Here is a 26,812-nt window from a genome sequence, read left to right as displayed (position 1 = left end):
TTCGATATTTTCTAAGACATCCAAGTGGATATTTGAAGTGAATCTCAAGTTCTCGCTGTACCGGATGAAATAATGTTCTTAAACAAAGCGTTCCGCTATGCTTGATCTTGCCAATTCCAATTTGCTGCTGGAAAACAATATGAATAATTACAAAGACACAAAAGACATAGAGAACCTGAACTGCCCACTCTGCCAAGGAGATGAATATCTCATTTCATCGGATGGCGAGAAATTCACATGCGCTGCTTGCGGATTTCATACAAAAAACTTCTCGTCTATCCAATGTCTACATCAAACGCCTTACCTACAGTCTAAACTTAAGCACATCCACAGCTTGAGTCCGGTTTGCCATTAATAGGTCAAACAGAGCAGCCACACAGCTGCTCTTTTAATTCATCTAAATGATGGATGCGAATTACACGCTCGTCATCAACACGATTGATAGCTTCACCATTAAATAACTGCACCGTTTTGATACCGGCGTTTAGTCCCGCCTCGACTCCTTTAGGCGTGTCATCAATATAAAGACAATCACTTGGTAAAAAGCCCATGCTCATAGCACTGTACATGATTAAATCGGGCTCAGGTTTCCAACTATTCGCATCGAATGCCGAGAACACTTTGCCTCGGAAAGCATCGAGTAAACCGGTTAACTCCAAAGCGTATTCAATTTTATCTTTAGGTCCATTAGACGCCACACAATATTCTATATTATGCGAATCCAAAAACTGAATTAGTCGTTTTGCGCCATCCATTGGCTGTAAGTGACGCACAAAAAGAGACTGGACTTCTTCTCGGTATTGCGGCTCTAAAACATCAATTGGAACTTTGATATCTTTCAATTCTTTAGTATCTAAAAGGATGTCAGCGAGCTTTCCTCCTTTAAAGTGAGAAACGCACTCTTCCATTGTTAACTCAGCCCCATGCTGGTTAAATACATTGACGAGCGCTTGGCAACACAGTCTTTCGCTGTCGACCAACGTACCATCACAGTCAAATATCACGCACTTAATATTGGTAATTGCCATAGCCATCTCCAGACGTCTTAAAGGCTCAAGCCCAAGCGATTTTAAGAATGTTTGGATTAATCTTATTTGAGTTTGGGATTGTTGAAACGACGAGCTTGGCATTTCATGGAAATAGAAGGGAGCAATTACAGTTTTTCTAAGCAAGATCACCCAACGTCATCTTGCTTTACTTTTTATGCACATTGATGTGTAAGTTAGTTTTCGATAACCACTGAGTCTAACAGTTTTTGCTCGGTGCTTAGTCTTTTAGCCAGATCAGCCACAAACGAGCTTTTGTATTTTGATTCAGAAACAGCAACATCAGAGATGAGTGTATTTCCTTCGAGATGGCTAACAATAGCAGCACCAATTGGGACTCCAGATTTAAAACCAACATATAATTCAAAATCTGGCGTGAGGATAATCTGTGTCAGATATTCAATGATCATATCTTTATCATACTGCTGTTCCCAGCGCTGAGATTGCAAGATAGAGAACATAATGGTCAGTCGATGAAAATCGACCAGAAAAATATCGTCGGGGTTAAATTCAGAGTCACTTTCCAGTAGTGTGTCTTTGTCGACTACTTGATACGTTGCTTTTTCTAGCGTTTTGAAATAGACATCGCGCCCTTTCAAACTCTCTGGTGTCGGAAATTCAACTTCGACCAGATCATACAGCCATGTATTTTTACGCTCGATACTGGCTAACTGTTGTTCATTCATCTTGATACCTTCGTTTAGAGCAGTACATTAGCATGAAGCCCGCAACAAACCTAGCGCACATAGACCTTTCCGTGGCTAAATTTTGTTTTAGGTGCAAACCTCTGATAGATTTCATCAATATCTTTCCTAGTTAAGGACAAAAATAATGAAAAAGATGCTGTTAAGTGCATTGCTTGCTACTACTCTAGTTGGTTGTTCAGATAACGATGTTGCTGACGTGGGGCTCGGTTGGTTTACTTTGAAAGACATCAAAGTCGGTGAGTTGAAAGACGAGGTGGTAACAGGTGTCACATGTCACATCGCCTCTATCGAAGCGGATTTCAGCTTAGCAGATCCAAGTGATAGCTCAATATCATGTCGTCAGACTGGCGAAATCACACCGGAAATGATTGCAAAAATAGATAAGAGTAAGTCCGGTGAAATTGTATTTAAGAAGTCAAAAAGCATTTTCTTCAAAACAATGAAGGTTCGCCGTATTTATGATGCCGATAACCAAACCTTACTCTACTTGTCTTATACAACAAAAGAGACCGATGGTAGTTTTAAGCATAGCCTTTCGACAGTCCCACTTTGGGGTACCAAGGCTTACGTTGAGCCAACTGAAGTGAAAAAGTAACGCGGGTAAATTTAGTTAGCGCGGAGCAGGCTCTTTCCGGGCGCTGCTGAGCAACAAGTTTAAAAAACAACCCATTGCAATACGACAAGCGTCATAAATTGCAGCTGCTTTGGTTGCTATTTACTCAGCTCGCTGATTTTTTCAGCGAGCAGACTTCTTTGTAATAAATCGCCACGATTTTCATTTTTTTGTGATACAATCCCGCCTCTTTTTTTTCTCACTCAAGAACAAGCATGAAGTTTCCTGGTCAGCGTAAATCTAAACACTACTTCCCAACTCACGCTCGAGATCCATTAGTAAACCAAATCCGACAGGCACCTAAGCTATATCGCCCAACTATTGTTGGTGTCGGTCAAACCATTGTAGATATCGAAGCACGTGTAGATGACGCGTTTTTAGAGAAATACAACCTGAGTAAAGGACATTCGCTCGTTCTTGAAGAAAGCAAAGCAGATGCACTTTACGAAGAACTGGTTGAGCAAGGCCTGATCACACACCAATACCCAGGTGACACGATTGGCAATACTCTTCACAACTACTCAGTTTTAGCCGATAGCAAATCCGTTTTGCTCGGTGTGATGTCTAAGAACATTCAAGTCGGTTCTTTTGCTTACCGCTACCTTTGCCGTACGTCTTCACGCATGAACCTTAACCATTTACAAACGGTAGATGGCCCTATTGGTCGCTGCTACACCCTAATTTCTCAAGACGGTGAGCGTACATTTGCTATCAACGAAGGTCATATGAATCAACTACTTCCGGAAAGCATTCCTGAAGAGATCTTTGAGAAAGCATCAGCCCTGGTTGTTTCTTCTTACCTAATGCGTGGTAAAGAAGAAGATCCAATGCCTAAAGCGGTACAAAGAGCGATCGACTTTGCTAAGAAGCACGATGTCCCTGTTGTACTTACGTTAGGGACAAAGTACGTTATCGAAGGTAACGCACAGTGGTGGCAAGAATACATTCGCGAAAACATTTCTGTTGTCGCTATGAATGAAGAAGAAGGTGCGGCGCTAACAGGTGAAACAGAGCCGCTAGCTGCTGCTGATAAAGCACTTGAATGGGTTGATCTCGTACTGTGTACGGCAGGACCAAATGGTCTGTACATGGCTGGTTACACCGACGAGAAAGTAAAACGAGAAACCACACACGACATCCTTGAAAGCTCCCTCGAAGCCTTTAACCAGTACGAGTTTAGTCGTGCGATGCGTAAAGAAGACTGTCAAAACCCAATGAAGGTCTACTCTCACATCGGCCCTTACCTTGGTGGACCATTAGAGATTAAGAACACTAATGGTGCAGGTGATGCAGCCCTTTCAGCCTTACTGCATGACATGGCAGCAAACTCTTTCCACCAAAAAGAAGTGCCTAACTCAGAAAAGCACGAAGTACGATGCTTAACCTACTCCTCGCTTTCTCAGATCTGTAAATACGCAAACCGAGTAAGCTATGAAGTGTTGACGCAGCACTCTCCTCGCCTATCGCGAGCGCTTCCTGAACGAGAAGATAGCTTAGAAGAGACTTATTGGGATCGTTAAAACGACAGCTTTAAAGCTAAAAATATATCAAGGTCACCATTTGGTGGCCTTTTTGTTTTTATCTAGCACTATAACGAGTAGATTTCGTTAGTATGTCGCACAATACGAAGCAGTAAACTCTTTACAAGCCTAACCGAAACAGTACCATCACCAAGCAGACCTTTGCCTCACAATAATACTCGTTATAACTCAGGTAGTTTTTCAACGCTACCCGTGTGCCACTTTGGGGATTCTCCATGCAGTCAGATATCGAAATTTGCCGAAACACACCACTTTTTTCTATTGATGTTATCGCGGAAAAAGTAGGACTATTGCCCGAAGAGTATGACACTCACGGGAAGCACAAAGCCAAAGTCCACGCAAAATGTTTGGAACGACTCAAAGCAAATGATGACGGTAAACTTGTACTCGTCACTGCGATCACGCCGACTCCTCTTGGCGAAGGAAAAACCGTTACGACGATAGGACTGGCGCAAGGTTTAGCAAAGCTTAATCAATCTGTTATTGCATGTATAAGGCAACCTTCGATGGGACCCGTCTTCGGTATTAAAGGTGGCGCAGCGGGCGGCGGTTATTCTCAAGTAGCTCCAATGGAAGAGTTAAACTTACACCTTACTGGTGACATTCACGCAGTGACAGCGGCGCACAACCTTGCTTCAGCCGCTCTTGACGCTCGCTTGTTCCATGAGCAACGCGAGGGTTATGATGCCTTTGAATCACGCACCGGGTTAAGAGCACTTAAAATCGACACGGCAAGTATTACTTGGAAACGAGTGATGGACCATAATGATCGTGCACTACGTAAAGTCAAAATTGGCCTCAATGATGCAGGAAAAACCATCAATGGTTTCGAGCGTGACGAAGGGTTCGATATTTCAGCCGCTTCTGAGTTAATGGCTATCATTGCACTAGCCAAAGATTTAAAAGATTTACGTCAACGTATTGGGAAAATTGTCGTAGCGTACGATTTGAACGGAAACCCCGTCACTACGGAAGATCTACAAGTTGCAGGAGCAATGGCAGTAACACTAAAAGAGGCGATTGCACCAACACTGATGCAAACTCTAGAAGGTGTTCCTACGTTGATCCATGCAGGTCCATTTGCAAACATCGCCCATGGAAATTCATCCATTATCGCGGACGATATTGCGCTAAAACTGTCAGGTTACACGGTAACTGAAGCCGGTTTTGGTTCGGATATGGGATTTGAGAAAGCGTGTAACATTAAAGCTGCTGCCGCCAACAAAGCCCCGGACTGTGTAGTGATCGTAGCAACATTACGCGGCCTCAAAGCGAATTCCGGACACTACGATTTACGACCAGGTATGGCTATTCCAGATTCCATTTTTAATCCGGACCAAGCAGCATTGGAGGCTGGGTTTGAAAATTTAAAATGGCACATAAATAACGTTCATAAATACGGTTTACCTGCTGTCGTTGCCATTAACCAGTTTCCACAAGATTGTGTGAAAGAGCTTAAAGCTCTTGAAGATCTGATTCACCAATTTAATCCCGAAGTTAAAGTAGCCATCAGCACCGCTTTTTCGCAAGGCGGACAAGGCGCAACGGAACTAGCTCAACATGTTATTGATGCGTGTACCACGCCTGTAGAGTTTTGTCCGTTATACAACAAAGAGCAATCATTACTCGAAAAGCTCATGGCAGTATGTGAAGCGGGCTATGGAGCAACCAATATAGAAATGACTCCTATCGCGACTGAACAGCTCAAACATTTTGAGCAATTAGGCTTTAACAACTTAGCGGTTTGCATCGCGAAGACACCACTATCTATAACCACGGACTCCGCAGTCAAAGGGGCACCAACTGGTTTTACCGTCCCAATCCGCGAGCTGCGCTTGTGTGCGGGTGCAGGATTCGTTTATGCATTATCTGGTACCGTGATGACGATGCCAGGCTTACCTGATAAACCCGCATTTATGAACTTAGATCTTGATGATGAAGGAAATATCGTCGGTCTCTCTTAGTGCAGTGATAACGTATCGCTATCAGTGAAGTGAGCATATTCATTGAGTGAGTGGTCTACTTACCTATCCACTCACTCTCAACAACTGTGAAAAGAGTTGTCTCAGGCCTTCTACTCTTGAATCGTTGATACAAAGCTCTCCTGCCTTACATCAACGCGCCTGTTTTAGGCCTTTAGAGTTAAGACGCTAACCCTAAGCCTTGTTTGGCGATAGTTATTAAGCTAGAAAACCCTATTTATCTTCTTGTTTTGTCGCCACTTTACATTGTAAATCCATACTTGTTGACTTCTCCTTTCTACAATTTTGCGCCAATTTGATGCACGGGCTATTTAGCGCTTCACTAATATGGTGCAGTTGTCTTACAGTGAAATTTTAACCTCCTTGATTTTTAAGGAGATATTCTATGGCTCGATTCTTGTAGTAGACTTTTCACTAATAAGCACATTAGCACATGCTTTTCAAAACCTCTGCGTTGCATACCACCTCCTTCAGGTTAGCACCGTTTTGATGCATGTCAGAAAAGGGAAAGGGAATACTATGGAAGACGCACTTGCCGTAATTTTAGCAGGAGGGATGGGGTCTAGACTCAGCCCACTCACCGATGACAGAACCAAGCCAGCCGTACCTTTTGGCGGAAAATATCGAATTATAGATTTCACACTAACCAATTGTTTACATTCGGGTTTACGCAAGATCCTTGTTTTAACCCAATATAAATCTCATTCACTTCAAAAACACTTACGAGACGGCTGGTCGATATTCAATCCAGAGCTAGGCGAGTACATCACTGCTGTTCCACCACAAATGCGCAAAGGTGGTGCATGGTATGAAGGAACCGCCGATGCGATTTATCACAACATGTGGTTGCTATCGCGAAATGATGCAAAGTATGTGGTTGTGTTATCCGGCGATCATATCTATCGAATGGACTACGCCGCAATGCTTGAAGAGCATAAAGAGAAAGGTGCTAAGCTCACCGTTGCCTGTATGGATGTTCCCGTAGAGGATGCTTCAGCATTCGGTGTAATGGGCACCGCAGAAAACGGGCTCGTTACTTCGTTTATAGAGAAACCTGAAACCCCACCTACTCTTCCTGGAAGCGCGACCAGAAGCCTTGTTTCTATGGGAATATATATCTTTGATATGGATGTTTTGAAAGAAGCGCTTGAAGAAGACTCAAAACTCGATTCATCAAGCCATGACTTCGGAAAAGACATCATACCTAAGCTGATTGATACCGAATCCGTTTACGCTTATCAATTCTGTGGCAGTAAAGGGCGCGTCGATAAAGATTGCTATTGGCGCGACGTGGGTACCATTGATTCCTTCTATGAAGCGAATATGGATCTACTAGAACCTGTGCCGCCAATGAACCTTTATCAGTCCAATTGGGCGATTCGTACTTACGAGCCGCAGTTTCCACCAGCTCGTACTGTATCGTCGGCCACGGGTAATGAAGGCATTTTTATTAACTCCATCATTGCTACCGGTGTCATCAATTCCGGAGGCTCAGTACAGCACTCCATAATCTCCTCTAACGTACGCATTCAAGATAGTGCAACGGTAGTCGATTCCATCATTTTTGATGACGTAGAAGTCGGTGAAGGAAGTCAGTTGGTCAACTGCATAGTTGATAAACATGTTCGTATTCCGCCACATACTCAAATTGGCATCAACAAACTTGAAGATGCGAAGCGATTTAAAATCTCAGACAAAGGTATTGTCGTCATACCCGAAAGTTACCAATTCGATTAAACGACAAACTATCACAACAAAAAAGCGCACGATAATCATCGTGCGCTTTTGTTTAAGTGCCTGTAAACATTAGGCTATAACAAATAATCCATAATAATTAGATGTTACATACCGTTGACCAGCTACCATCTGTACCCGGTTCAGCCGCTGTCCACCAGTTCGCTTGGTAAACCACACCGTTGTGGATGATCTTATCACCTTGGTTAGCGTGGCTTGGATTACCTGCCCAATCCGTTTGTGGCAGAGCTGGGTATGTCACTAAACCTGTCGTATCACACGTACCTGGTTCAGTGGTACCACCACCCGTGCCCGCATTGAGATCACCAATTGGTAGATCTGGCTGTTCAAACTTGAACGCAAACTCTTTACCACCAGAAATCACTGAGTAGTTAGCCGGACCAGAGATTGGTAGGTAGTAAACCATATCAAGCCCGTAAGTGCCGCCCGCTGGCAAGTCTTTCCATGCTGGTAGAGAGAACGACACACGGTGCATTACGCCATCTAAGCCACCAATGTTGTTTGCTCGAGTATGTCCAGAAGCAATCACTTTCAAACCACCACCTGATTGGTCTTTCGCGTTGTCCGGCGCAGATGCTGGGATATCGAATTGGAATTCAGTACCGCCAGGGATCGCTTGACCAGTGTTGTTCGTAAACGTGATTTTCGGGTTAATTGGGTAGTTTTGATCGCCAACTTTGAAGCCGCCAACACTAACAGTAATGTCTACTGCTTCAGTTGGTGTTGGACCAGTCGCTACTTTATTACCGTAAGGCGTCGCAGACTTAAACTTGTCGTAGATAGCTTTGGTCATAGTGTTACCCATGTGGTATTCACCATTACCTGCCGCACAAGCTTGTTCAGTGGCATCTACTGCCGTACGATTACCATTTGCATCCAGTACGTAACAGTTGTAGTCACCGGCTAGTTCCCAGAACATGATACCGCCGATCTCTTTATCGATAACGTAATCGGCTTTCACCTCGATAGAAGCTTTATCTTCCGTAGATAGGAATACGCTCTTCTCTGCGTTCCACAACCAAGGTGCCACAGCAACGCTATCGTAATGACGGGTATAAGTACCAACAAACTTATCTGAAGGATCGTTGACAGGGTCGAGACCGTAAGCAGCTGCGTAAGAGCCCCAAATACCGTTTTCTAGGTTCTTAGCATGCCACATTGGGTTAGAACCAGCGCCCATTTCGTTTCCTTTAGGGTCGGTATCATGCCACATGTTGTCGATACCAATAGCGCCGTGACCACAGTTGTTCTTCTCACCTTCACCTGTGCCCGGTTGGCACTCTGCTTGGTTTGGTAGTGCCGCTCGGCCCCAAAGGCCATTGTCGCCACCAGTAACACCTTGCCAACCACGGGTGTAGTAAGGAACACCAATGTTGATACGACCTGCTGGCATAGAGCCACGGAAGTAATGGTAAGCCCAGTCTGTGTTCAAGTAACCGATACCACCGTATGCAGCAGTGCCGTATACGTTCCACTGCGCTAGCTCAGAGTCTTTACCTGTATCGAATAAAGCCGCGTTATGACCAACGTGATCATTCCAAGCCCCATGCAAGTCGTAAGACATGATGTTTACGTAGTCTAGGTACTTAGTTACATCGAAGGTTTCCATCCCACGTAGCAAGTAACCTGAAGATGGTGCTGCGATAGTCAGCATATAATGAATACCATCTTGCGCGGATGCCGCATCAAGTTTCTCACGCAATACTTTCATCAGCTCTTGGTAAGACGCCCATAAATACTGACGACGTGGTTCCATGAAGTCTTTGTCGTAAGGGTTACCAGCACCAGCCATTGACGTCGGGTATTCATAGTCGATATCCAGACCATCGAACTTGTACTGACGCATCATTTCAACGGCTGAAGTTGCGAACTTCTCAATACCAGCATGATTAATAGAACCGTCCGCATTCGTCGTCATGGTGTAGAAGCCACCATCAGCTACACGATCGCCGTTCGTATCGAAGTGACCGCCCGTTTCAGCCCAACCACCAATCGAGATTAGCGTTTTAACATCATGTTTTTGCTTGTAAGTTGCTAGTGCACCAAAATGACCTTTAAAACCAAGAGCGGGATCTACCTCAACGCCTGGCCAAGTTTTACCTGTAGCAGGGTTGTTAGGATCATTTACGTCGCCAACGTTTACTTTGCCGTCAGAACCAATGCTCACAAACGCGTAGTTAATGTGAGTAAGTTGTTCCCAAGGAATGTCTTTAACAAGGTAAGTCGATTGTGGGTCGTCACCTGATCGCCAACTGGTGAAGTAGCCGATTACACGACGTGGGTGATCAGCCCCCATTTTCTCACGGCCTTCTTCGTCATAAATAGAACAGTAAGGAACATCTACACCCGTTGTTTGATAAAGACCATCAGGACGACAATTAGATGTCACTGCGCCGCCGTTTACTGTTAACGTCGCAATTGCAGAATCTGCTGTTGCTCCAGCATCATCGGTTGCTCTCGCATAAACACTTAATGAGCCAGCTTGTGAAGGGGTTACATCCAGCGTGTATGGCGCTGTTGTAGCAGTGCCAGCAAGCACACCTGCAACATAAAAATCAACTTTAGCAACGGTACCATCCGCATCCGTAGCATTTGCAGTCAGTGTTACGGAACCACCCAGGTCAATAGAGCTCGCAGAAAGCGCGACATCCACTGTCGGCGCTTCGTTACCAGGTTGCGCTGATGCCACAGTTAACGTCACAACACTTGCCGTACTAACGGCACCTGCATCGTCATAGGCCTTGGTAGAGAACTCGTGCTGTCCTTCAGTTGCTGTCCACGATGCAGCATACGGCGCAGACGTTGCCTGACCAACTAATACACCATCAACAAAGAACTCTACTTTGCTAACAGTCCCATCAGTATCTGCCGCATCTGCAGCTAGGTTAACAACATCACCCGCAGTCACAGAAGCCGACGCAGAAGGCGATGTCAGAGTAACCGTCGGGACTTCATTCTGAGGTGGATCAACCGGTCCAGTGCCATCACAAGCGCCAAGTGTTTCCCACTCGCCCCACTCACCAGATTGCGCTGGATTATTGTTTTGCGTCCAGTAACGCGCTTTATAAGCATTACCTTCATGCTGAACTTGGTCGCCACCGTTATAAACTTTTGATGATTGCCAAGTTTCTAGAGGGGCACAGTCAACTGCTGCGTAGCTATTGAAGGCCATAAGACAAGAAGCAGTGAGTGTGCTTAGTGTGAACACGTTTTTCACTGCGTTGCCGTTTTTAAGGTGCATAATCGCTCTTCCTTAAGTTATTGTTAAAACAATACTAAATGCGCTAAACGAAGCGCATCTATACTTTTATTTCGACGTAAAATAACTTAAGTACAAGTTGGTGATTTCACACTATCTATTTACGAGTTTTCCACACCGCCTCGCAACAATCCACTAAATGATTGCAACAACGTACCTATTATTTGGCACCAGTAACTAATTTTATAACTTAAATAAATATGTCACTCGCAAATTAATAAAAAAGGTAAAAAAAGTCGCCATTTTGAAATAAAGATCACTAAGCCTTTGTTGACCTTGGCGTTTCATTAAAATGCCGCTTGTACTCGCGACTAAACTGTGATGGGCTCGTGTACCCAACCATTCTCGCTGCATCATTAACACGTCGCCCCTCTAACTTGATCAATTCGCGCGCTTTGTTAAGTCGAACTTTCTTAATATATTGCAGCGGAGATTCAAGCGTGACATTGCGAAATGCTTGATGGAAAGCAGACACACTCATGTTGGCTTCTTCAGCCAATGCTTGTACGTTCAACTGTTCGTGATACGCTTGATGCACGCGATTTAGTGCTTTAGCGACCCTCGCGTAAGAACCTTCTTGATGTGCTAGGTCAAATAAAACATACCCCTCTTTGCTCACCAAAGTACGATACACAATTTCCTCAAGAAGCAGCTCGCCAAGCATGATAACATCAAGCTCGTCACACATTGCTTTCATTAACCGCTTGCACGCATCCAACATACCTTCATTCATACGTACCGACTTAAGGCCGCAGCGGGTAGCATCCAGACACTTATTACTGAATTTCTCAGCCTCTAATTTTTTAACGAGTTTATGAAGAAGCGTTGGCGAAATATCTATCGAAATGCCAAGTAAAGGCTCATTGTTTGTCGCAAACGCTTCGCACTCTAGTGGCATGGGAACCCCGACAACAAGGTAATCATCGGGCCCATATTGCACTGGTGTATCACCAATATGAATGTTCTTATGCCCTTGACCCAAGACGATGATGCCGGACTGATAGACAAACGGCTGGCGATGATTCCCTTTGCTACTGCGATAAAACCATACGCCATCTATCGCTGTTTTCTTCATACCTTCTAGGTCATGCAGCCCCTGCTTTTCAACATATTGCTGCATGATATCTGCGAGAGTGTGCATTAGAGCGCTCCATCAATGACCAACGAGTTTGGTCTCTATTATCGTTTCGAGCACTATACTTCCTCTCGACTTTAACTTTCTAGCTCAAGAGCATCAATTTTGTAGAAATAGGCAAATTATTTGCAGAAATCGACCTGTTAACCATCGTTAATCAGGACTAATATGCATGTATTCAATCTCCTTCACTGGAAGCAAGAGGGCTAATAATGAACTTTTCTTATGTAAACCCAACCAAGATTTTCTTTGGTCAAAAACAAATCGCAGCAATCAAAGAAGCTATCCCATCCGACCAAAAAGTTTTAGTGGTATACGGTGGTGGCTCCATCAAAAAAAATGGCGTGTACGACCAAGTAGCAGAAGCTCTTGAGGGACATGAATGGCTAGAGTTTTCAGGTGTTGAACCAAACCCAACCAAAGAAACACTCGATAAAGCAGTCGCAATGGTAAAAGAGCATGGCGTTGACTTTATTTTAGCGGTAGGTGGTGGTTCAGTCATCGATGGCTCCAAATACGTAGCAGCGGCATCAAAGTATGATGGTGATGGTTGGGATATCATGATTGGTAAGCACCAAGTCACTGAAGCGACGCCTCTAGCTGCAATTTTGACATTGCCAGCAACAGGCTCAGAGTCAAACATGGGCGCAGTTATCACTAAAAAAGAAACTCAAGACAAACTTCCGTTCATGTCTCCAGCAGTGCAGCCAAAATTTGCCGTGTTAGACCCAGATGTAATGAAAACACTGCCAGAACGCCAGCTTATCAACGGCATTGTTGACGCATGGGTGCATGTATGTGAGCAATACTTGACGCTTCCTACCGGTGCAATGGTTCAAGATGGTTACGCAGAAACACTGCTGAAAACCTTAAAAACACTCGGAGAACAGTTTGCGGAACGAGACGACGATATGTGGCGCGCAAACTTAATGTGGTCTGCTAACCAAGCATTGAATGGGTTAATTGGTAGTGGCGTTCCACAAGACTGGGCGACACATATGATCGGCCATGAATTAACCGCTCTATGGGGCGTTGATCATGCGCGTTCTCTTGCAATTGTCCAACCGTCGTTACTTCGTAACCAAATGCAGTTTAAGCGCCCTAAGTTAGAACAAATGGGTCGCAACGTATTTGGTCTTGAAGCAGGTGAGGATTTAGCAGAGCGCACAATCGAATCTATCGAAGCGTTTTATCATCAACTTGATGTCGCAACTAAGCTCGAAAACTATGGTGAGAGCCGTGAACAAGCTATCGATGCCATCATTGATCAACTAAACAAACACGGCATGACTGTTTTAGGTGAAAACCAGGCGATCACACTTGAACGTAGCCGAGAAATCTTAGAGTTAGCTGTCTCATAACTGCAACAATTCTTCACTGCCCTTCCTAGGGTTTAACGGTATTGTGACTTAACAGTCACAATACCGTTTTTTTATGCTATTTTGTAAGCCGCATCACGTTCAAAACGAGGAGGCTTCTAAAAACAACGATTCCCTCCAGACAAAAAATCGGCCGTGTTGGTTAGTAAAGAGACAACTGTCCAGCTTTACACAAATAAAAATAATTGAGATCAAAGAACGAGTTAACTCGTTAATTAAGTTTTGATTTGTTGTAGTGATGTACTACATAATTTTGTCTGTTCGAGAAAACACTTTATGTGGCTAGTTGTTGTCGTATTAGCATTCATACATATCATCAGTATCCGTAAAGGCTCTAAATGGCTCTTTTACGTTTCTAAACCATTACCAGTGCTCTGTATGCTTGGTATTTTAATTCAGTCCCCGGCTTACCCAATGCCATATGCGCATTGGATTTTGATTGGCTTATCGCTCTCGTTGCTTGGTGACGTGTTATTAATGCTCCCTAGAGACAAGTTCATTACAGGATTAGTGCTCTTTTGCTCTGCCCATCTCTCCTATAGTTATGGTTTTGCCATCATGTCAGCGTGGCATTTTACACCTTGGCTCCCAATTGCCTTGTTCGGACTCGGTATATGCGTCTACTGGTTGTTCCGACCGGATCTCGGTAAAGAAAAACGGCCAGTTGCTAGTTATATATTGGTACTGATGACTATGTGCTGGGCTTCGATCGAGTATTATTTGAGTGGGAAAACACAATCCTCCTCTTTTGCAGTGCTCGGAAGCTTTATCTTTATTATCTCTGGCATCGTATTGGCTTTCGAACGCTTTGGAGGACGGTCAATATTTTCACGACAAGTTGTCATGGTGACCTACTATTCTGCACAGACACTAATGGTTATGTCTGTTGTTGCGATTGTTGTTCGTTATCCGTATCTCGTTGAACTGAGTTAGTCATACTCTAGACTACACCAACATTAAAGAAACATGGATGTATCTTGTAAGCGATCTGAATAGAGTCTTAAAATCATCGCCTAAACATTAGCTTATTCTTAATGAAATTACGCGCACAACTTGCTATTGTAAAAGGATATTTTTCCGTTATAGCGTGCCCCTTTGAAAGAGAATACTCCCGTCGTTGAGTTTAGCGACGTAAATAAGTGGTATGGCGATTACCACGCTCTAAAAGACATCAACTTCTCCGTGCATTCTGGCGAGATCGTCGTGGTGTGTGGCCCTTCAGGTTCCGGAAAATCAACGCTCATTCGTTGCATCAATCATCTTGAATCGATTCAAGAAGGCCAGCTTCATGTGTTCGACCAGCCTTCTCACGCAAAATCTCTCAAGCCCGGTAAAATCGGCATGGTGTTCCAACACTTTCACCTTTTTCCTCATTTGACTGTACTGGAAAACCTCACCTTAGCGCCGATTCGCACACACAAATTATCAAAACAAGAAGCTGAAAAACGCGCAAGACATTACCTAAAGCGAGTCAATATTGAAGAGCAAGCGAGTAAGTATCCTATCCAGCTTTCTGGCGGTCAGCAGCAACGCGTCGCGATTGCCCGCTCCTTGTGTATGGAACCGGATTTACTCCTGTTTGACGAGCCAACTTCAGCGCTTGATCCGGAAATGATCAACGAAGTGTTGGATGTCATGGTTGAGCTGGCTCAAAGCGGAATGACGATGATTTGCGTCACACATGAAATGGGATTTGCCAAAAAAGTAGCGAACCGCGTGGTATTTATGGACGAAGGCCAAATCGTGGAAATGAACTCTCCAGTCGCCTTATTTGAGACACCACAGCATCCACGAACCCAAGCATTTTTGAACCAAATTTTAAGTTACTGATGATAGTTCGCTTAATCAAACCTGTCCTTCAAGCTATACTGCAAATGACGCTCCTCTTCATCGCGATTGTGTGGGTGTTGGACTCTGGTGCCGACGCTATGGGCTATCAATGGCAATGGGAGCGCGTACCTGATTACATCGCTTTTTATGAAGATGGCGAATGGTGGCCGGCAGAACTTATTGATGGGCTATTGGTAACGCTTAACATCTCGGCTATTAGTCTATTTTTTACCTTAGTATTAGGGTTGGTTACCGCGTTACTAAGGCTTAGCGATTCGAAAGTCGGCAATGTTATTGGTACCACTTATGTCGAAGTAATACGTAACACGCCGTTGTTGGTGCAAATCTATTTACTCTACTTCGTGTTTGGCCCGGTGATTGGTTTGGACCGATTCAGCACCGCCGTTTTGGCATTGTCCCTTTTCCAAGGTGCCTACACCGCGGAAATATTCCGTGCAGGTTTAAACAGTATTCCTAAAGGGCAATTCGAAGCAGCACAAACTCTCGGGCTATCACCGTTTTACACCTACAAAGACGTAATTTTTCCTCAGGTTTTACAGCGCACATTACCGCCATTAACCAATGAAGTGGTTTCTTTGATCAAAAACTCTTCCATTGTAAGCGTGATGGCGATTTTTGATCTAACAACACAGGCACGCAACATCGTCTCAGAGACGGCGATGCCGTTCGAAATTTGGTTTACCGTGGCAGCAATTTATCTTGCTCTCACTCTGTCACTTTCTGGCTTGTCTGCATGGCTAGAACACAAACTCGGAGCCAGTTGGCGCAAATTATAAGGAGATAACATGAAGTTATTCAAAGCGACCATTACTGCATTATTAGGGCTAGCCATCACTATGCCTACAATCGCGAAAGAAGATGTCGCCACACCCAATGTAGATCAAATCAAAGAACGAGGCACTTTGCGCGTTGGTATGTCAACATTTGTACCTTGGGCAATGCGTAACAAGCAAGGTGAGTTAATCGGTTTTGAAATCGATGTGGCCAAACGCTTAGCACAAGATTCAGGTTTGAAAGTGGAATTCGTACCAACTGCGTGGGATGGCATTATTCCCGCACTACTGGCGAAAAAGTTCGACGTGATCATCGGTGGCATGTCGGTTACGCCTGAACGTTCCAAAAGCGTGTTGTTTACTGAGGCCTACTCGCACTCAGGCGTTCAAGTAGCAGCAAACAAAGAACTCGCCTCTGATTTTAGCGAATTTTCGGATTTTGACTCACGACGCGTAAAAATTGCGGCTCGTCGCGGCGCATTCACCGTTCAAGTAGCCAGAGAAACCTTCCCGAAAGCGAAGATCCTGCAATTTGATGACGACGTGCAAGCGTTCCAAGAGGTGCTGAATGGTAACGCCCACGCGGTCATTGCTTCTAGCCCAAAACCAGAACATGAGACAGTGAAACACAGCGACAAACTATTCCTTCCATTCTCTGAGCGACTATCACAAGGCAACGAAGCCTTTGCAGTTCGCTTGGGGGAAGAAGATAAAAAGGCCTTTTTCAATAAATGGATTGAAGCAAGAACCCAAGATGGATGGTTAAAACAACGTTATGAATACTGGTTCTCGACATTAGATTGGCAAGATCAAGTCGCGCAAGGCCAGTAATCTAAATGGCTCGTGGACGCCGCGAGCCTATACTCTCCAATCATCCATTTTACTTTTCCATAACTTATCGGAGTCAAATTTTTGGGCGAACACACTACCACTCGCACAGCACCCGCGAAATCCAGCACAGGCTACCTTTTACCGCAATTAAACACACTAGACTGGGTACTACTTGTTATGTGCGGTATCGGTGGTGTTTGGCTGTACCATCGGTCCGCTGTTGGTGTGCATTATTTGTGGCAGTGGAAAGAGGCGCTTGAATTACTTTTCACGCCTAGAGCAGGTGGTGGTTTGCCCTACTTCTTCCAAGGTTTGATTTCGACGTTAAGGCTCAGTATTTGGGGCATCAGCTTCGCATTAGTGTTTGGCACTTTGTTAGGCTTAGCACGCTTCTCTCGTTCCGTTTGGTTGCGCACACCTGCCAATGCGTTTATCCAGTTAGTGAGAAACATCCCTCCGTTGGTGTTTGTTTTTATTTTCTACTTTTTCATTTCTAACCAATTGATCCCGTTACTCGGTTTGGAAGATCTTCTACGAAACTACAACGGCGAACCAAATGCACTACAGCGCTTTCTGTTTGGGCCTTCAAACCTTTGGGAAAACCTTGCCTCTGGCGTATTATGCGTCGGCTTACTCTCTTCTGCCTACATTGCAGAAGTTGTGCGCGGTGGTTTACAAAGTATCGACCAAGGTCAGTGGGAAGCGGCTGACTCATTGGGCTTGTCTCGATGGGTGAAATACCGATTTGTTATCGCGCCACAGGTGCTTAAATCAATAACACCTGCACTTGCCGGTCAAACCATCTCTTTGGTGAAAGACACCTCTATTGTTTCACTGATTTCGATACAAGAAATGACGTTTGTTGGGACAGAGATGGCAAATTCATCAGGGTATATATTTGAAATCTGGTTGATTGTCGGCCTTGCTTACTTCTTAATCTGTTTTGGTCTGTCACTTATTTTCCGCCATATTGAAGCAAAATCGGAAGCCATTTCAAATTAACTCAACCGCATATGTAATTAGGCACATTTGATTCTTCAAATCAGAATTGCACCCTGTTACATTGGCAAGATGCTAAATTTTCGGCGTTTTTCATGGAGTTAAAGAATCAATCCGACTACGAGCGATACATAAAACAAGATAATCTTGGTGAATATTACGTAGTTCTCAATCAATTCACTTTTCACAGTGTTTATCAGCCAATTTTTGATAGACGCCAACGTATTATTGGTATGGAAGCCTTACTGCGTATTCGTGGCATTGATGGTTCCCTAATTCGTCCTGACGTGTTTCTGGCCAATAATGCTCTTGCTCCCTACTTTCGCTTATGTGTAGAGTTTTTATCCAGAGCAATGCACATTCGAAATTTTGCACGCTATTTCGCAGGGACACCGATCAAACTGTTTCTTAACGTCATGCCTCAAACGCTACTCACGCTAACCAAAGACATGGGCTTTAAAGATAACGGCCTGCTTTACAAACGCCTTTCCGAACTTGGTATGAGCCCATCAGACGTAGTTTTTGAAGTAGTCGAAGAGTCATGCGGAAATACGGATTTATTAATCAAAGCCGTACAGTTAATGAAAGCGAATGGTTTTATCTTTGCTATCGATGATTTTGGCGCCCAACATTCTGATATCGCACGTGTTCAGCAGCTCTGCCCTGACATCATCAAAATCGATCGTTCCTATTTGCTAGACTACTGCGCCGGAGAAACCTTTTCCATACATAGCGCCGTTGATCTAGCGGATCATATGGGAGCAAAAGTCATTATAGAAGGGGTTGAAGAAGACGTGCAACTACAAGCTATGTATCAACTTAATTTGGATTATTACCAAGGCTTTTACTTAGGAAAGCCTTGTGCCATTCATCACTGGACAGATAGCCTAAACATCGAGACGACAGTGCATTAACACTACCCACTTACAGCACAGTGAAACCAAAAAAGCGCCGATATAATATGCTCGGCGCTTTTTAGTTTTACTCAGATGTCACTTATTTAGTTAAGCGTTCATTTCCCTAGAAAAAATCAATAGAATTACGTCCGCTCTTCGGATCACGAGTGGCTTGCGGTTTGTCTTCTTTTTTGCCTTTCTTAGCAGACTGAGACAACGCTTCTTTCTGCGCTTTACGCTCTTTATGTGCCGCTTTACGGCCTGTTGATTTAGGCCCAGAGGCTTTGGGTGACTTACTTTGACGAGACTTATCTTTACGAGAAGACTGTGCTTCTTTTTTCGCTTTCTTTTCTGCTTTTTGCTCTGCCGTTTCAGGTTCGGTTACTGGCGCATCGCAAACCACAACATAATATTCCTGGTTAAACTCGAAAAAGTCACCATCATACATCTTGCGGCGCTTACGTGTTTCTAGTTCACCATTCACCGCGACATAGCCTTCCTCGATGATATGTTTTGCTTCGCCGCCACCGCTGACCAAGTTTGCGATTTTAAAAAGCTTGTATAGTTCGATTGGATGCGCATCAACATCGATGCCAATCGCTTCGATCTCAATCTCTTCGCCTTCTAAATACTCTTCGTGGTCGTAATCTTGGGTCATGTTACTTACTCTTACTATTTGATGCCCTGAAGTTTAAACGCAATGCTTAAAAATAGAAACCTCTGCCGATGTTCAATCACCGATTCGCCTTGGCATTTGAGCACCTCTTAACCCATTTAACTTGTCGCTCGTTAGCTTGTATACCGATGCGTAGCTCAAACGAAGCTGCAATTACGCAACCTGAAGGTATATACTCTCTAAGTTATTGTTGAAAAGAGTGAATACTTTGTCTCAACCAAGTAGAATTACCTTTGTCACTGCGAACTTGTTTAATTTTGTCGCACCGCCTAACGCCTACTATGATTTCGAGAACATATACTCGTTAGAGCAATGGCGAGACAAACTTTCGTGGACGCAACGTCAAGTTGAAAAACTGGAAGGCGACGTGATTGGCTTACAAGAAGTGTTCAGTATCGAGAAGACCCAGGCATTCTTTTCAACCATCGGCTACCCCTACTTTGCGACCGTTGACACCCCACATGTTGAGGATGAGTACATTTACTCAAGCCCTGTTGTGGCAATCGCCTCTCGGTTTCCAATAGAAAAAGTACAAGCGGTAGAGTTTGACTTAGCAACGCTTGAGCCTTTTGGAGTAAGTGTTGCTCCAGAGTTCAGTCGCAAACCTATCTATGCCCAAGTAATACATCCTGTACTTGGTCATATCGCCGTTTACGTAACGCACCTGAAATCTCAACGCCCGGCCGACTCAGAACAACCAGAAACGTCTAGCACGATTATTGGGCGCTGGTTATCCACCCAGCAAAGAGGCTGGGAAGCAGCGATGTTAAGAGACGCGATGCAAAAGAGGTATCGAAAAAAACCAATGCCGACAGTGTTAATGGGCGATATGAATCAACCTATCACTCCTATCAGCGTTAACAGCGCATTGGTATCCAATACTGGTGACAGCGTCACTGAATTACAACTCAAAGATGGTTGGTTATTGCAAAGTGACGCTCAGAAGGATGAACGCCCCGCCACGCATTATCATTTTTCCACTGGGAACGTACTCGACTATATCTTGCTCTCACAAGAGTTTGACACCTTATCAGATATATCGGTTGCCGAGGTTGTTGACTATCAGGTGTCTAACCAACATCTGATCAACCCGATTTATGACAGAGATAAAAACGCCAGCGACCACGCATTTGTGGCGCTGACGGCTGAAGTAAAGCTTTGAGCAACCTATTTAGTTACTTAGTGACGTTTCACAATTTTACGCGGGATAAGTTCTACGCCAGGCTTGTAACGCTTGGCGGAAGCGTTGAGTGCTAACTCCATTGCGCTGTCCGCGATCAACTCAAACTGTTGAGGCAAAGAGTTGATTTTCACAGGCAAGAAGTCCAGCAGTCGATTATCACCAAATGTCGCTAAACGCACCTTTCCCATCAGTTCTGGTTTTTCTAGCATTACATCCAACACACCTTCTAACAGTGTGTATGACGTTGTAACAATGGCATCCGGCAATGCGTTCTCTATTAACCATCTCTCTAAGACTTTCTTGCCTTCTTCCCGGGAGAAGTGTTGTCCATAACCCACTGTTGCCGTTTTGCCACCTTGTTGAGAAGCAGATAGAAAACCGAGCTCACGCTCTTTTGAGACTTGAAGATCTTGCAATGCACCGATTAAGCCAATGGACTTAATATCCTCTGACAGTACTGACTGAGTGAGTTCAAGTGCGGCATCAAAATCTTCGCTGATGACACAACAAAAGTGCTCATCATCCATTGGACGGTCTAGCGCGATAACTGGCGTACCAGAATTTTGCAACTTAAGGTAATACTCGTTTGCAGTGGGCATACCACTTGCCACAAACAACGCATCAATGCGACGACTGACTAATGCTTCCGCCACCTTTTGCTCTGTATCAGGATCATCATCAGAGCAGCCAATCAAAATTTGGTACCCCGCTTTCCGAGAGTTCTGCTCTATCAGCTTTGCAAGACGCGCATAACTGGTGTTCTCTAAGTCTGGGATGATAAGCCCAAATGAGCGTGAATTACCTGCCCGCAAGGAAGACGCCGCATGATCTGGCTTATAATTGTACTCATCTACAACGGCCATCACCTTTTTCTGAGTCTTCTCGCTGATGCGGTATTTCTGCGCTTTTCCGTTAATCACATAGCTTGCAGTTGTCTTAGAAACACCCGCTAATTTGGCTATTTCATCCAGTGTCATATTCTAAACCTTATTCTGTGCGCGCGATCATATTAATACATCAACGATCTTTCGATAAGTTGAATTATAAGCTGAACCGATTCAGTATAAAAGCTGAAAGGATTCAGCAAAACTTAAAAATTGACGTAAATCACCCGAACACGCAACAAACCAATTTGTGAGCTAGGCTATAGGACAGCGGCAAAGGCTCGTTTGTTAACGTCAGTTTTTAAAACAGTTTTTCTGAGTCTTTTAAAAAATTTACCAACAAGCTGAATCGATTTAGCTTGAAAGATAAAAGGTTTGAGGAGTGATAAGCGCTCAGAAGAAGCGGCGTTCAACTTCTCACACAGAATACATTTTTAAATTGATACCTTAAGGCTGGAGAAGCACCATGCTTAAGCTAAATAAGAACGACATTACCCTCTCGCAATCAGCGACAGATAAGTTTGAAGCAATAAAGAGTATTGCTCATAGCCTGACTGATAAAGGCCTAGTTGAACGCGGTTACGTTGAAGGCATGCTAAACCGTGAAAACCAAAACTCTACGTTTTTGGGGAACGGTATCGCCATACCGCACGGTACAACCGACACTCGTACAATGGTGAAAACAACGGGTGTTGCTGTGCATCACTTCCCACAAGGTGTCGACTGGGGTGATGGCAATACTGTGTTCGTCGCTATCGGTATCGCAGCTAAATCTGATGAGCACCTTGGTATTCTTAAACAGCTCACCAAAGTGCTAGGCGCAGATGGCGTAGAAGAGCGTCTGCGTAATGCAAAAAACGAAGACGAGATCATCGCCCTACTGCACGGTGATGTTCAGCTTGAAGCAGACTTTGACGCTTCTTTAATTCAACTCATGTTCCCTGCGAGCGACATGCTACAGATGAGTGCTGTTGCTGGTGGTCTGTTAAAAAATACTGGATGTGCTGATAACGAGTTCGTTGCAGATCTCGTTACCAAACAACCAACTCACTTAGGTAATGGCCTGTGGTTAATTGGCAGTGACAAACATGTCACTCGCACAGGTGTGTCATTTGTCTCGACGGCAAACGACTGCGAATATGAAGGTCAAAAAGTGCGTGCACTTGTCGCGTTCGCGGCATGTAACAATGCTCACCAACCTATCCTAAAAACGCTTTCTAACATTGTGTTTAACAATGAACACGGCAAGCTTTTAGATGCATCAGTAGAACAGATTCTTGCTTTGTTCAAAGGTGAAGAAGTCACAGCCGCACCTTCAGAAGAAGGCAATACCGCTGTATTTAAAATCAAAAACTCTCACGGCCTACATGCTCGTCCGGGGGCAATGTTAGTCGCAGAAGCGAAAAAGTTTGAATCCACTATACGTGTTTCCAACCTAGACGGAGATGGAAAAGCAGTAAACGCGAAGAGCCTAATGAAAGTCATCGCGCTGGGCGTTAAGCACGGTCACCAACTTCAATTTACAGCAGAAGGCCCTGATGCGCCGCAAGCCTTGGAGTCTATCGGAAATGCAATCGCTTCTGGCCTTGGTGAAGGTTAAGGATCCGATATGACAAACAAAACAAATAAGGTTGTCACTATTACGCTCAACCCAGCATTGGATTTAACAGGTTCAGTAAATGAACTAAACGTTGGTTCCGTGAGCTTAGTACAGCAAAGCAATCTCCACGCTGCTGGTAAAGGTGTCAACGTAGCAAAAGTATTGAGCGATTTAGGCGCAGACGTCACGGTTACCGGCTTTCTCGGTAAAGATAACCCTGAGCTATTTCATCAGCTTTTCAATGACATCAACGTTAAGAATGAATTTGTGGAAGTAAAGGGTGCCACTCGTATCAACGTTAAGCTGGTTGAGGCCAATGGCAACGTCAGTGATATCAACTTCCCTGGCGTTCAAGTAGCGGCCGACGAAATTACTCGCTTTGAGGAGACACTATTTCGTCTAGCGGAGACGCATGATTACTTTGTACTTGCAGGTAGCTTACCTGGAGGCGTAACCGCCGAACAATGCGCTGCATGGATAGAAGCACTGCATCAACAAGGCAAAAAGGTGTTGTTCGACAGTAGCAAAGCCGCATTGAAGTCAGGTATTGAGGCTCACCCATGGTTGATTAAGCCTAACGATGAAGAGCTTGGTGATTTTGTTGGCGAACATCTAGCAACACCTGAACAATGCCAAGCTGCAGCGCAAACACTGAGCGACAAGGGCATAGAAAACATCGTGGTTTCTATGGGTCCTGACGGTGTTATGTGGCTCAACCAAGGCGAATGGCTTAGTGCAAAACCGCCTCGAATGCATGTCGTGAGCACCGTTGGCGCAGGCGATACGCTGGTCGCTGGCTTGTGTTGGGGCCACATGCAACTGATGCCTAAAAACGATTTATTGCGCTTCGCTACGGCACTTTCTGCTTTGGCAGTTAGTCAAGTTGGCGTAGGGCTAACCAGTCAGGAAGAACTGGAAAATATCAAGCGACAAACTGAAGTTAGCGCGCTTTACCCTATTACAAACTTAGAACAAAACTAAGGAACAGAAGGTTATCGTATGAATATTGCCATTATTACTGCCTGTCCGAGCGGTGTAGCAAATAGCATCCTTGCGGCAGGATTACTAGAACAAGCCGCCGCAAAATTAAACTGGAATGCCAAAATAGAATGTCAATCAAGTGTGGTTGAACCAACACTATTGACGGAAGCTGACGTTGAACAAGCAGAAGTCATTGTCATTGCGGCAAATACTAGCGTCGACACTTCTCGTTTTGTAGGAAAAAAGGTTTACCAAGCGGAAATTAGCGAAGTAGCAAAAGACGCAACTGCGTTTCTCCAGCAAGCGGTTGAAAACGCCACTTTACTTGAAAAAGCAACCACACTTGCAGCCCCTATCACTACAGATACAACATCAGCATCAAAGAAGATTGTTGCAATCACGGCATGCCCTACTGGCGTTGCGCATACCTTTATGGCGGCAGAAGCTTTAGAAGAAGAAGGCAAGCGTCGTGGCCATCAAATCAAGGTGGAAACTCGTGGTTCAGTTGGCGCTAAAAACCAACTGACTGAGCAAGAAATTGCAGATGCCGATCTGGTGATCATTGCTGCGGATATTGAAGTGCCACTTGATCGCTTTAACGGCAAAAAGATGTACCGCACGAAAACAGGCCCAGCTCTGAAAAAAACAGCCGAAGAGATGGACAAAGCATTCGAGCAAGCCACGATTTACCAACATTCAGGTTCTGCAAATTCTGCTTCGGCAGCAGACGAGAAGAAAGGCGCTTACAAACACTTGATGACAGGGGTATCGCACATGCTGCCTGTGGTTGTCGCTGGTGGTTTGATCATCGCCCTATCGTTCGTGTTTGGTATTGAAGCATTTAAAGAAGAAGGCACACTAGCAGCAGCCTTGATGAACATTGGTGGTGGCTCTGCATTCGCATTGATGATTCCTGTACTTGCTGGCTATATTGCGTTTTCAATCGCTGACCGTCCTGGTCTGGCTCCTGGTCTTGTTGGTGGTATGCTAGCAAGTTCTACTGGCGCAGGTTTCCTTGGCGGTATCGCGGCTGGTTTCATTGCTGGTTACGCAGCGAAACTCCTCGCAGATAAGGTGAAACTGCCACAATCGATGGAGGCGCTTAAACCGATTCTGATCATTCCATTTGTGGCAACATTGTTCACTGGTCTTGTGATGATCTACATCGTAGGCGGCCCAGTTTCAGGCATCATGAACGGCCTGACTGACTTCCTAAACAACATGGGTTCTGACAGTGCAGTACTACTGGGTATTATCCTTGGCGCTATGATGTGTTTCGACCTAGGAGGCCCGGTAAACAAAGCCGCTTACGCATTTGGTGTTGGCCTTCTGGCTTCACAAACTTACGCACCAATGGCGGCAATCATGGCCGCAGGTATGGTTCCTGCGCTAGGTATGGGTTTAGCGACCTTCATTGCGAAGAACAAATTTGAACAAAATGAACGTGAGGCAGGTAAAGCATCATTTGTCTTGGGCCTTTGTTTCATCTCTGAAGGCGCAATTCCATTTGCTGCGAAAGATCCAATGCGCGTGATTCCATCTTGTATGGCAGGTGGCGCGCTTACTGGTGCCCTATCGATGCTATTCGGTGCGAAATTAATGGCACCACACGGCGGTCTATTCGTGCTGCTAATTCCTAACGCAATTTCACCAGTATTAATGTATTTAGTGGCTATTGCAGCAGGTACAGCGGTAACTGGCTTTACTTACGCATTCTTAAAAAGCAAAGCAGAAGCGAAACAAGAAGTCGCAGCTTAATTAGAGCGACTCCGGTTAACAATGCCACCCTCGAATTTGGCATTTAGCACCTCCCTTTAATTCCGGTTAAGGGAGGTGTTTTTTATTCCGCAGCCGGAACGGCTACAATGTCTACTTCCCCACTGCTCATATCCACCGTTGCTTGATAAGCGCTATGCGGGTCACCGTAGTGCTTGAAGGTAAAGTGGTAAACGTTAGCTGGCGTCCACAAGGTTTTTGATTCTGCGGGCAGAATGTCATAGCCGTCTTGCTGATAAAGCTCTGTCGCCATTACATTTGCGATTGCCGCCTGCTGGTTAGCGTCTCGATCCACCTTTGGCTCTAGTGACGGGTTACTTGGATAAGACTCACCGTTGTAACTCATGAGTCGATAGGAGCCATTACTCCAAACGATAAAGTCCTGCCAACCATTACTGTAACTGTCGGCTAGTACAATAGGCGTGCGAGTTACCGACATTCGATTAATAACGTTTCCCTCATTATCAAACATATATGCAGCACAGCCACCACTACCACAGAAATAGCGATCTTGAAGCAACACTATGTATTCTGCCTTGCCGTCGCTGTTTAGGTCGGCGCTACCCGATAGATAACGTAGATTGTCTTGCTCGAGCGACAGCCCTTCAGGGGCTAAAACCTTACTATCAATCCAACTGGAAATGACTTCAGCACTAACACTGTTGACTTTAGGGGCAGGTTGTTTGGTTTCTGTCGGCATGCTATCCGTCGCGGTGCAGCCAACCAAGGTGAAAGAACCAACGAAGAAGAGTCCGTTTAATATGCGCTTATTCATGTAATCTCAATCTTTGATGTGTCGTTACATCAGTATACGCATGATTTGCATTGTAATCGTAAGAAAATCATTAAAATCAAGCAAATGAATGGTTTGGTATATATTAGTAAGATCAAAAAAGCCCCGAAGAAAACCTTCAGGGCTAGGCAGGAAGCTGGCAAATAGCCAGG

General features: G+C 44.7%; 22 protein-coding genes. 15 read left to right on the top strand and 7 right to left on the bottom strand.

All coding sequences use genetic code 11. The annotated features are described in order from the left end of the window. Positions 1-359 precede the first annotated feature (359 nt). On the bottom strand, positions 360-1,028 hold the full coding sequence (locus R7P69_RS07445) for an HAD-IA family hydrolase (RefSeq protein ID WP_047103569.1): 669 nt from the start codon (positions 1,026-1,028) through the stop codon (positions 360-362). Positions 1,029-1,222: 194 nt separating this feature from the next. Further along, positions 1,223-1,732: a hypothetical protein gene (locus R7P69_RS07440; protein ID WP_005376378.1), complete on the bottom strand. Its 510-nt coding sequence runs from the start codon at positions 1,730-1,732 to the stop codon at positions 1,223-1,225. Between the two features lie 145 nt (positions 1,733-1,877). On the opposite strand from R7P69_RS07440, the gene R7P69_RS07435 reads away from it, so the two are divergent. From R7P69_RS07435 to glgC, 4 genes are all read left to right on the top strand, one after another. Beyond that, positions 1,878-2,348 (top strand): CreA family protein, encoded by a 471-nt coding sequence (locus R7P69_RS07435; protein WP_005397614.1) that lies wholly within the window; start codon positions 1,878-1,880, stop codon positions 2,346-2,348. A 233-nt stretch (positions 2,349-2,581) separates the two neighbouring features. Continuing rightward, complete coding sequence (locus R7P69_RS07430) at positions 2,582-3,886, top strand: inosine/guanosine kinase (protein ID WP_005376376.1); 1,305 nt, start codon at positions 2,582-2,584, stop codon at positions 3,884-3,886. Between the two features lie 236 nt (positions 3,887-4,122). Next, a complete protein-coding gene (locus R7P69_RS07425; RefSeq protein WP_238952671.1) occupies positions 4,123-5,871 on the top strand; it encodes a formate--tetrahydrofolate ligase in 1,749 nt (582 codons plus the stop codon). 537 nt (positions 5,872-6,408) lie between these two features. Continuing rightward, positions 6,409-7,626: a glucose-1-phosphate adenylyltransferase gene (glgC, locus tag R7P69_RS07420; protein ID WP_033906540.1), complete on the top strand. Its 1,218-nt coding sequence runs from the start codon at positions 6,409-6,411 to the stop codon at positions 7,624-7,626. A 97-nt stretch (positions 7,627-7,723) separates the two neighbouring features. Here the strand turns inward: glgC and R7P69_RS07415 are convergent, their stop codons facing one another. Both R7P69_RS07415 and R7P69_RS07410 read right to left on the bottom strand, forming a co-directional pair. Next, positions 7,724-10,885: a chitinase C-terminal domain-containing protein gene (locus tag R7P69_RS07415; protein ID WP_238952672.1), complete on the bottom strand. Its 3,162-nt coding sequence runs from the start codon at positions 10,883-10,885 to the stop codon at positions 7,724-7,726. 277 nt (positions 10,886-11,162) lie between these two features. Further along, complete coding sequence (locus R7P69_RS07410; protein WP_136977118.1) at positions 11,163-12,044, bottom strand: AraC family transcriptional regulator; 882 nt, start codon at positions 12,042-12,044, stop codon at positions 11,163-11,165. A 206-nt stretch (positions 12,045-12,250) separates the two neighbouring features. On the opposite strand from R7P69_RS07410, the gene R7P69_RS07405 reads away from it, so the two are divergent. The 7 genes from R7P69_RS07405 to R7P69_RS07375 all read left to right on the top strand — a co-directional run bounded on the left by R7P69_RS07405 (position 12,251) and on the right by R7P69_RS07375 (position 18,785). After that, entirely contained in the window at positions 12,251-13,399 is a 1,149-nt protein-coding gene (locus tag R7P69_RS07405) for an iron-containing alcohol dehydrogenase (protein ID WP_005386076.1), read from the top strand. Between the two features lie 294 nt (positions 13,400-13,693). Next, the gene (locus R7P69_RS07400) at positions 13,694-14,350 is read left to right on the top strand and encodes a lysoplasmalogenase (protein ID WP_005376394.1); all 657 of its coding nucleotides are present in this window, start codon (positions 13,694-13,696) and stop codon (positions 14,348-14,350) included. A 162-nt stretch (positions 14,351-14,512) separates the two neighbouring features. Further along, positions 14,513-15,247 carry an amino acid ABC transporter ATP-binding protein gene (locus tag R7P69_RS07395; RefSeq protein WP_017820955.1) on the top strand — a complete coding sequence of 245 codons (735 nt, stop codon included), beginning with the start codon at positions 14,513-14,515 and terminating at the stop codon, positions 15,245-15,247. After that, a complete protein-coding gene (locus R7P69_RS07390) occupies positions 15,247-16,044 on the top strand; it encodes an amino acid ABC transporter permease (protein WP_238952673.1) in 798 nt (265 codons plus the stop codon). Before R7P69_RS07395 ends, R7P69_RS07390 begins: the two co-directional genes overlap by 1 nt. A 9-nt stretch (positions 16,045-16,053) precedes the next feature. Beyond that, positions 16,054-16,872, top strand: a complete 819-nt coding sequence (locus R7P69_RS07385; RefSeq protein ID WP_238952674.1) for a transporter substrate-binding domain-containing protein — start codon at positions 16,054-16,056, stop codon at positions 16,870-16,872. Between the two features lie 81 nt (positions 16,873-16,953). Then, entirely contained in the window at positions 16,954-17,874 is a 921-nt protein-coding gene (locus R7P69_RS07380; protein WP_005376398.1) for an amino acid ABC transporter permease, read from the top strand. 92 nt (positions 17,875-17,966) lie between these two features. Continuing rightward, positions 17,967-18,785 carry an EAL domain-containing protein gene (locus R7P69_RS07375; protein WP_213916508.1) on the top strand — a complete coding sequence of 273 codons (819 nt, stop codon included), beginning with the start codon at positions 17,967-17,969 and terminating at the stop codon, positions 18,783-18,785. A gap of 106 nt (positions 18,786-18,891) precedes the next feature. On the opposite strand, the gene R7P69_RS07370 is transcribed toward R7P69_RS07375, so the two are convergent. Beyond that, complete coding sequence (locus tag R7P69_RS07370) at positions 18,892-19,425, bottom strand: RNA-binding S4 domain-containing protein (RefSeq protein ID WP_005376400.1); 534 nt, start codon at positions 19,423-19,425, stop codon at positions 18,892-18,894. A 226-nt stretch (positions 19,426-19,651) separates the two neighbouring features. Here R7P69_RS07370 and R7P69_RS07365 point away from each other — a divergent pair, with 226 nt between their 5' ends. Continuing rightward, positions 19,652-20,605: an endonuclease/exonuclease/phosphatase family protein gene (locus tag R7P69_RS07365; protein WP_017634189.1), complete on the top strand. Its 954-nt coding sequence runs from the start codon at positions 19,652-19,654 to the stop codon at positions 20,603-20,605. Between the two features lie 17 nt (positions 20,606-20,622). On the opposite strand, the gene cra is transcribed toward R7P69_RS07365, so the two are convergent. Further along, complete coding sequence (gene cra, locus R7P69_RS07360; RefSeq protein WP_005376402.1) at positions 20,623-21,603, bottom strand: catabolite repressor/activator; 981 nt, start codon at positions 21,601-21,603, stop codon at positions 20,623-20,625. 373 nt (positions 21,604-21,976) lie between these two features. On the opposite strand from cra, the gene fruB reads away from it, so the two are divergent. From fruB to fruA, 3 genes are read left to right on the top strand one after another with little or no spacing between them, the layout of a single operon-like run. After that, positions 21,977-23,110, top strand: coding sequence for a fused PTS fructose transporter subunit IIA/HPr protein (gene fruB / locus R7P69_RS07355; protein WP_017634190.1), 1,134 nt, complete (start codon positions 21,977-21,979; stop codon positions 23,108-23,110). A gap of 9 nt (positions 23,111-23,119) precedes the next feature. Next, positions 23,120-24,091 carry a 1-phosphofructokinase gene (gene pfkB, locus R7P69_RS07350; RefSeq protein ID WP_017634191.1) on the top strand — a complete coding sequence of 324 codons (972 nt, stop codon included), beginning with the start codon at positions 23,120-23,122 and terminating at the stop codon, positions 24,089-24,091. Positions 24,092-24,109: 18 nt separating this feature from the next. After that, a complete protein-coding gene (gene fruA, locus R7P69_RS07345) occupies positions 24,110-25,849 on the top strand; it encodes a PTS fructose transporter subunit IIBC (protein ID WP_033906530.1) in 1,740 nt (579 codons plus the stop codon). A gap of 82 nt (positions 25,850-25,931) precedes the next feature. Here the strand turns inward: fruA and R7P69_RS07340 are convergent, their stop codons facing one another. Continuing rightward, positions 25,932-26,642 carry a hypothetical protein gene (locus R7P69_RS07340; protein ID WP_033906529.1) on the bottom strand — a complete coding sequence of 237 codons (711 nt, stop codon included), beginning with the start codon at positions 26,640-26,642 and terminating at the stop codon, positions 25,932-25,934. Positions 26,643-26,812 lie beyond the last annotated feature (170 nt).

This window comes from Vibrio sp. 661 (assembly GCF_033339315.1).
In the GTDB taxonomy this organism is placed as follows: Bacteria; Pseudomonadota; Gammaproteobacteria; order Enterobacterales; family Vibrionaceae; genus Vibrio; species Vibrio alginolyticus.
Note: the sequence above shows the minus strand (reverse complement) of the source record. Positions and strands in the feature narration are given on the sequence as shown.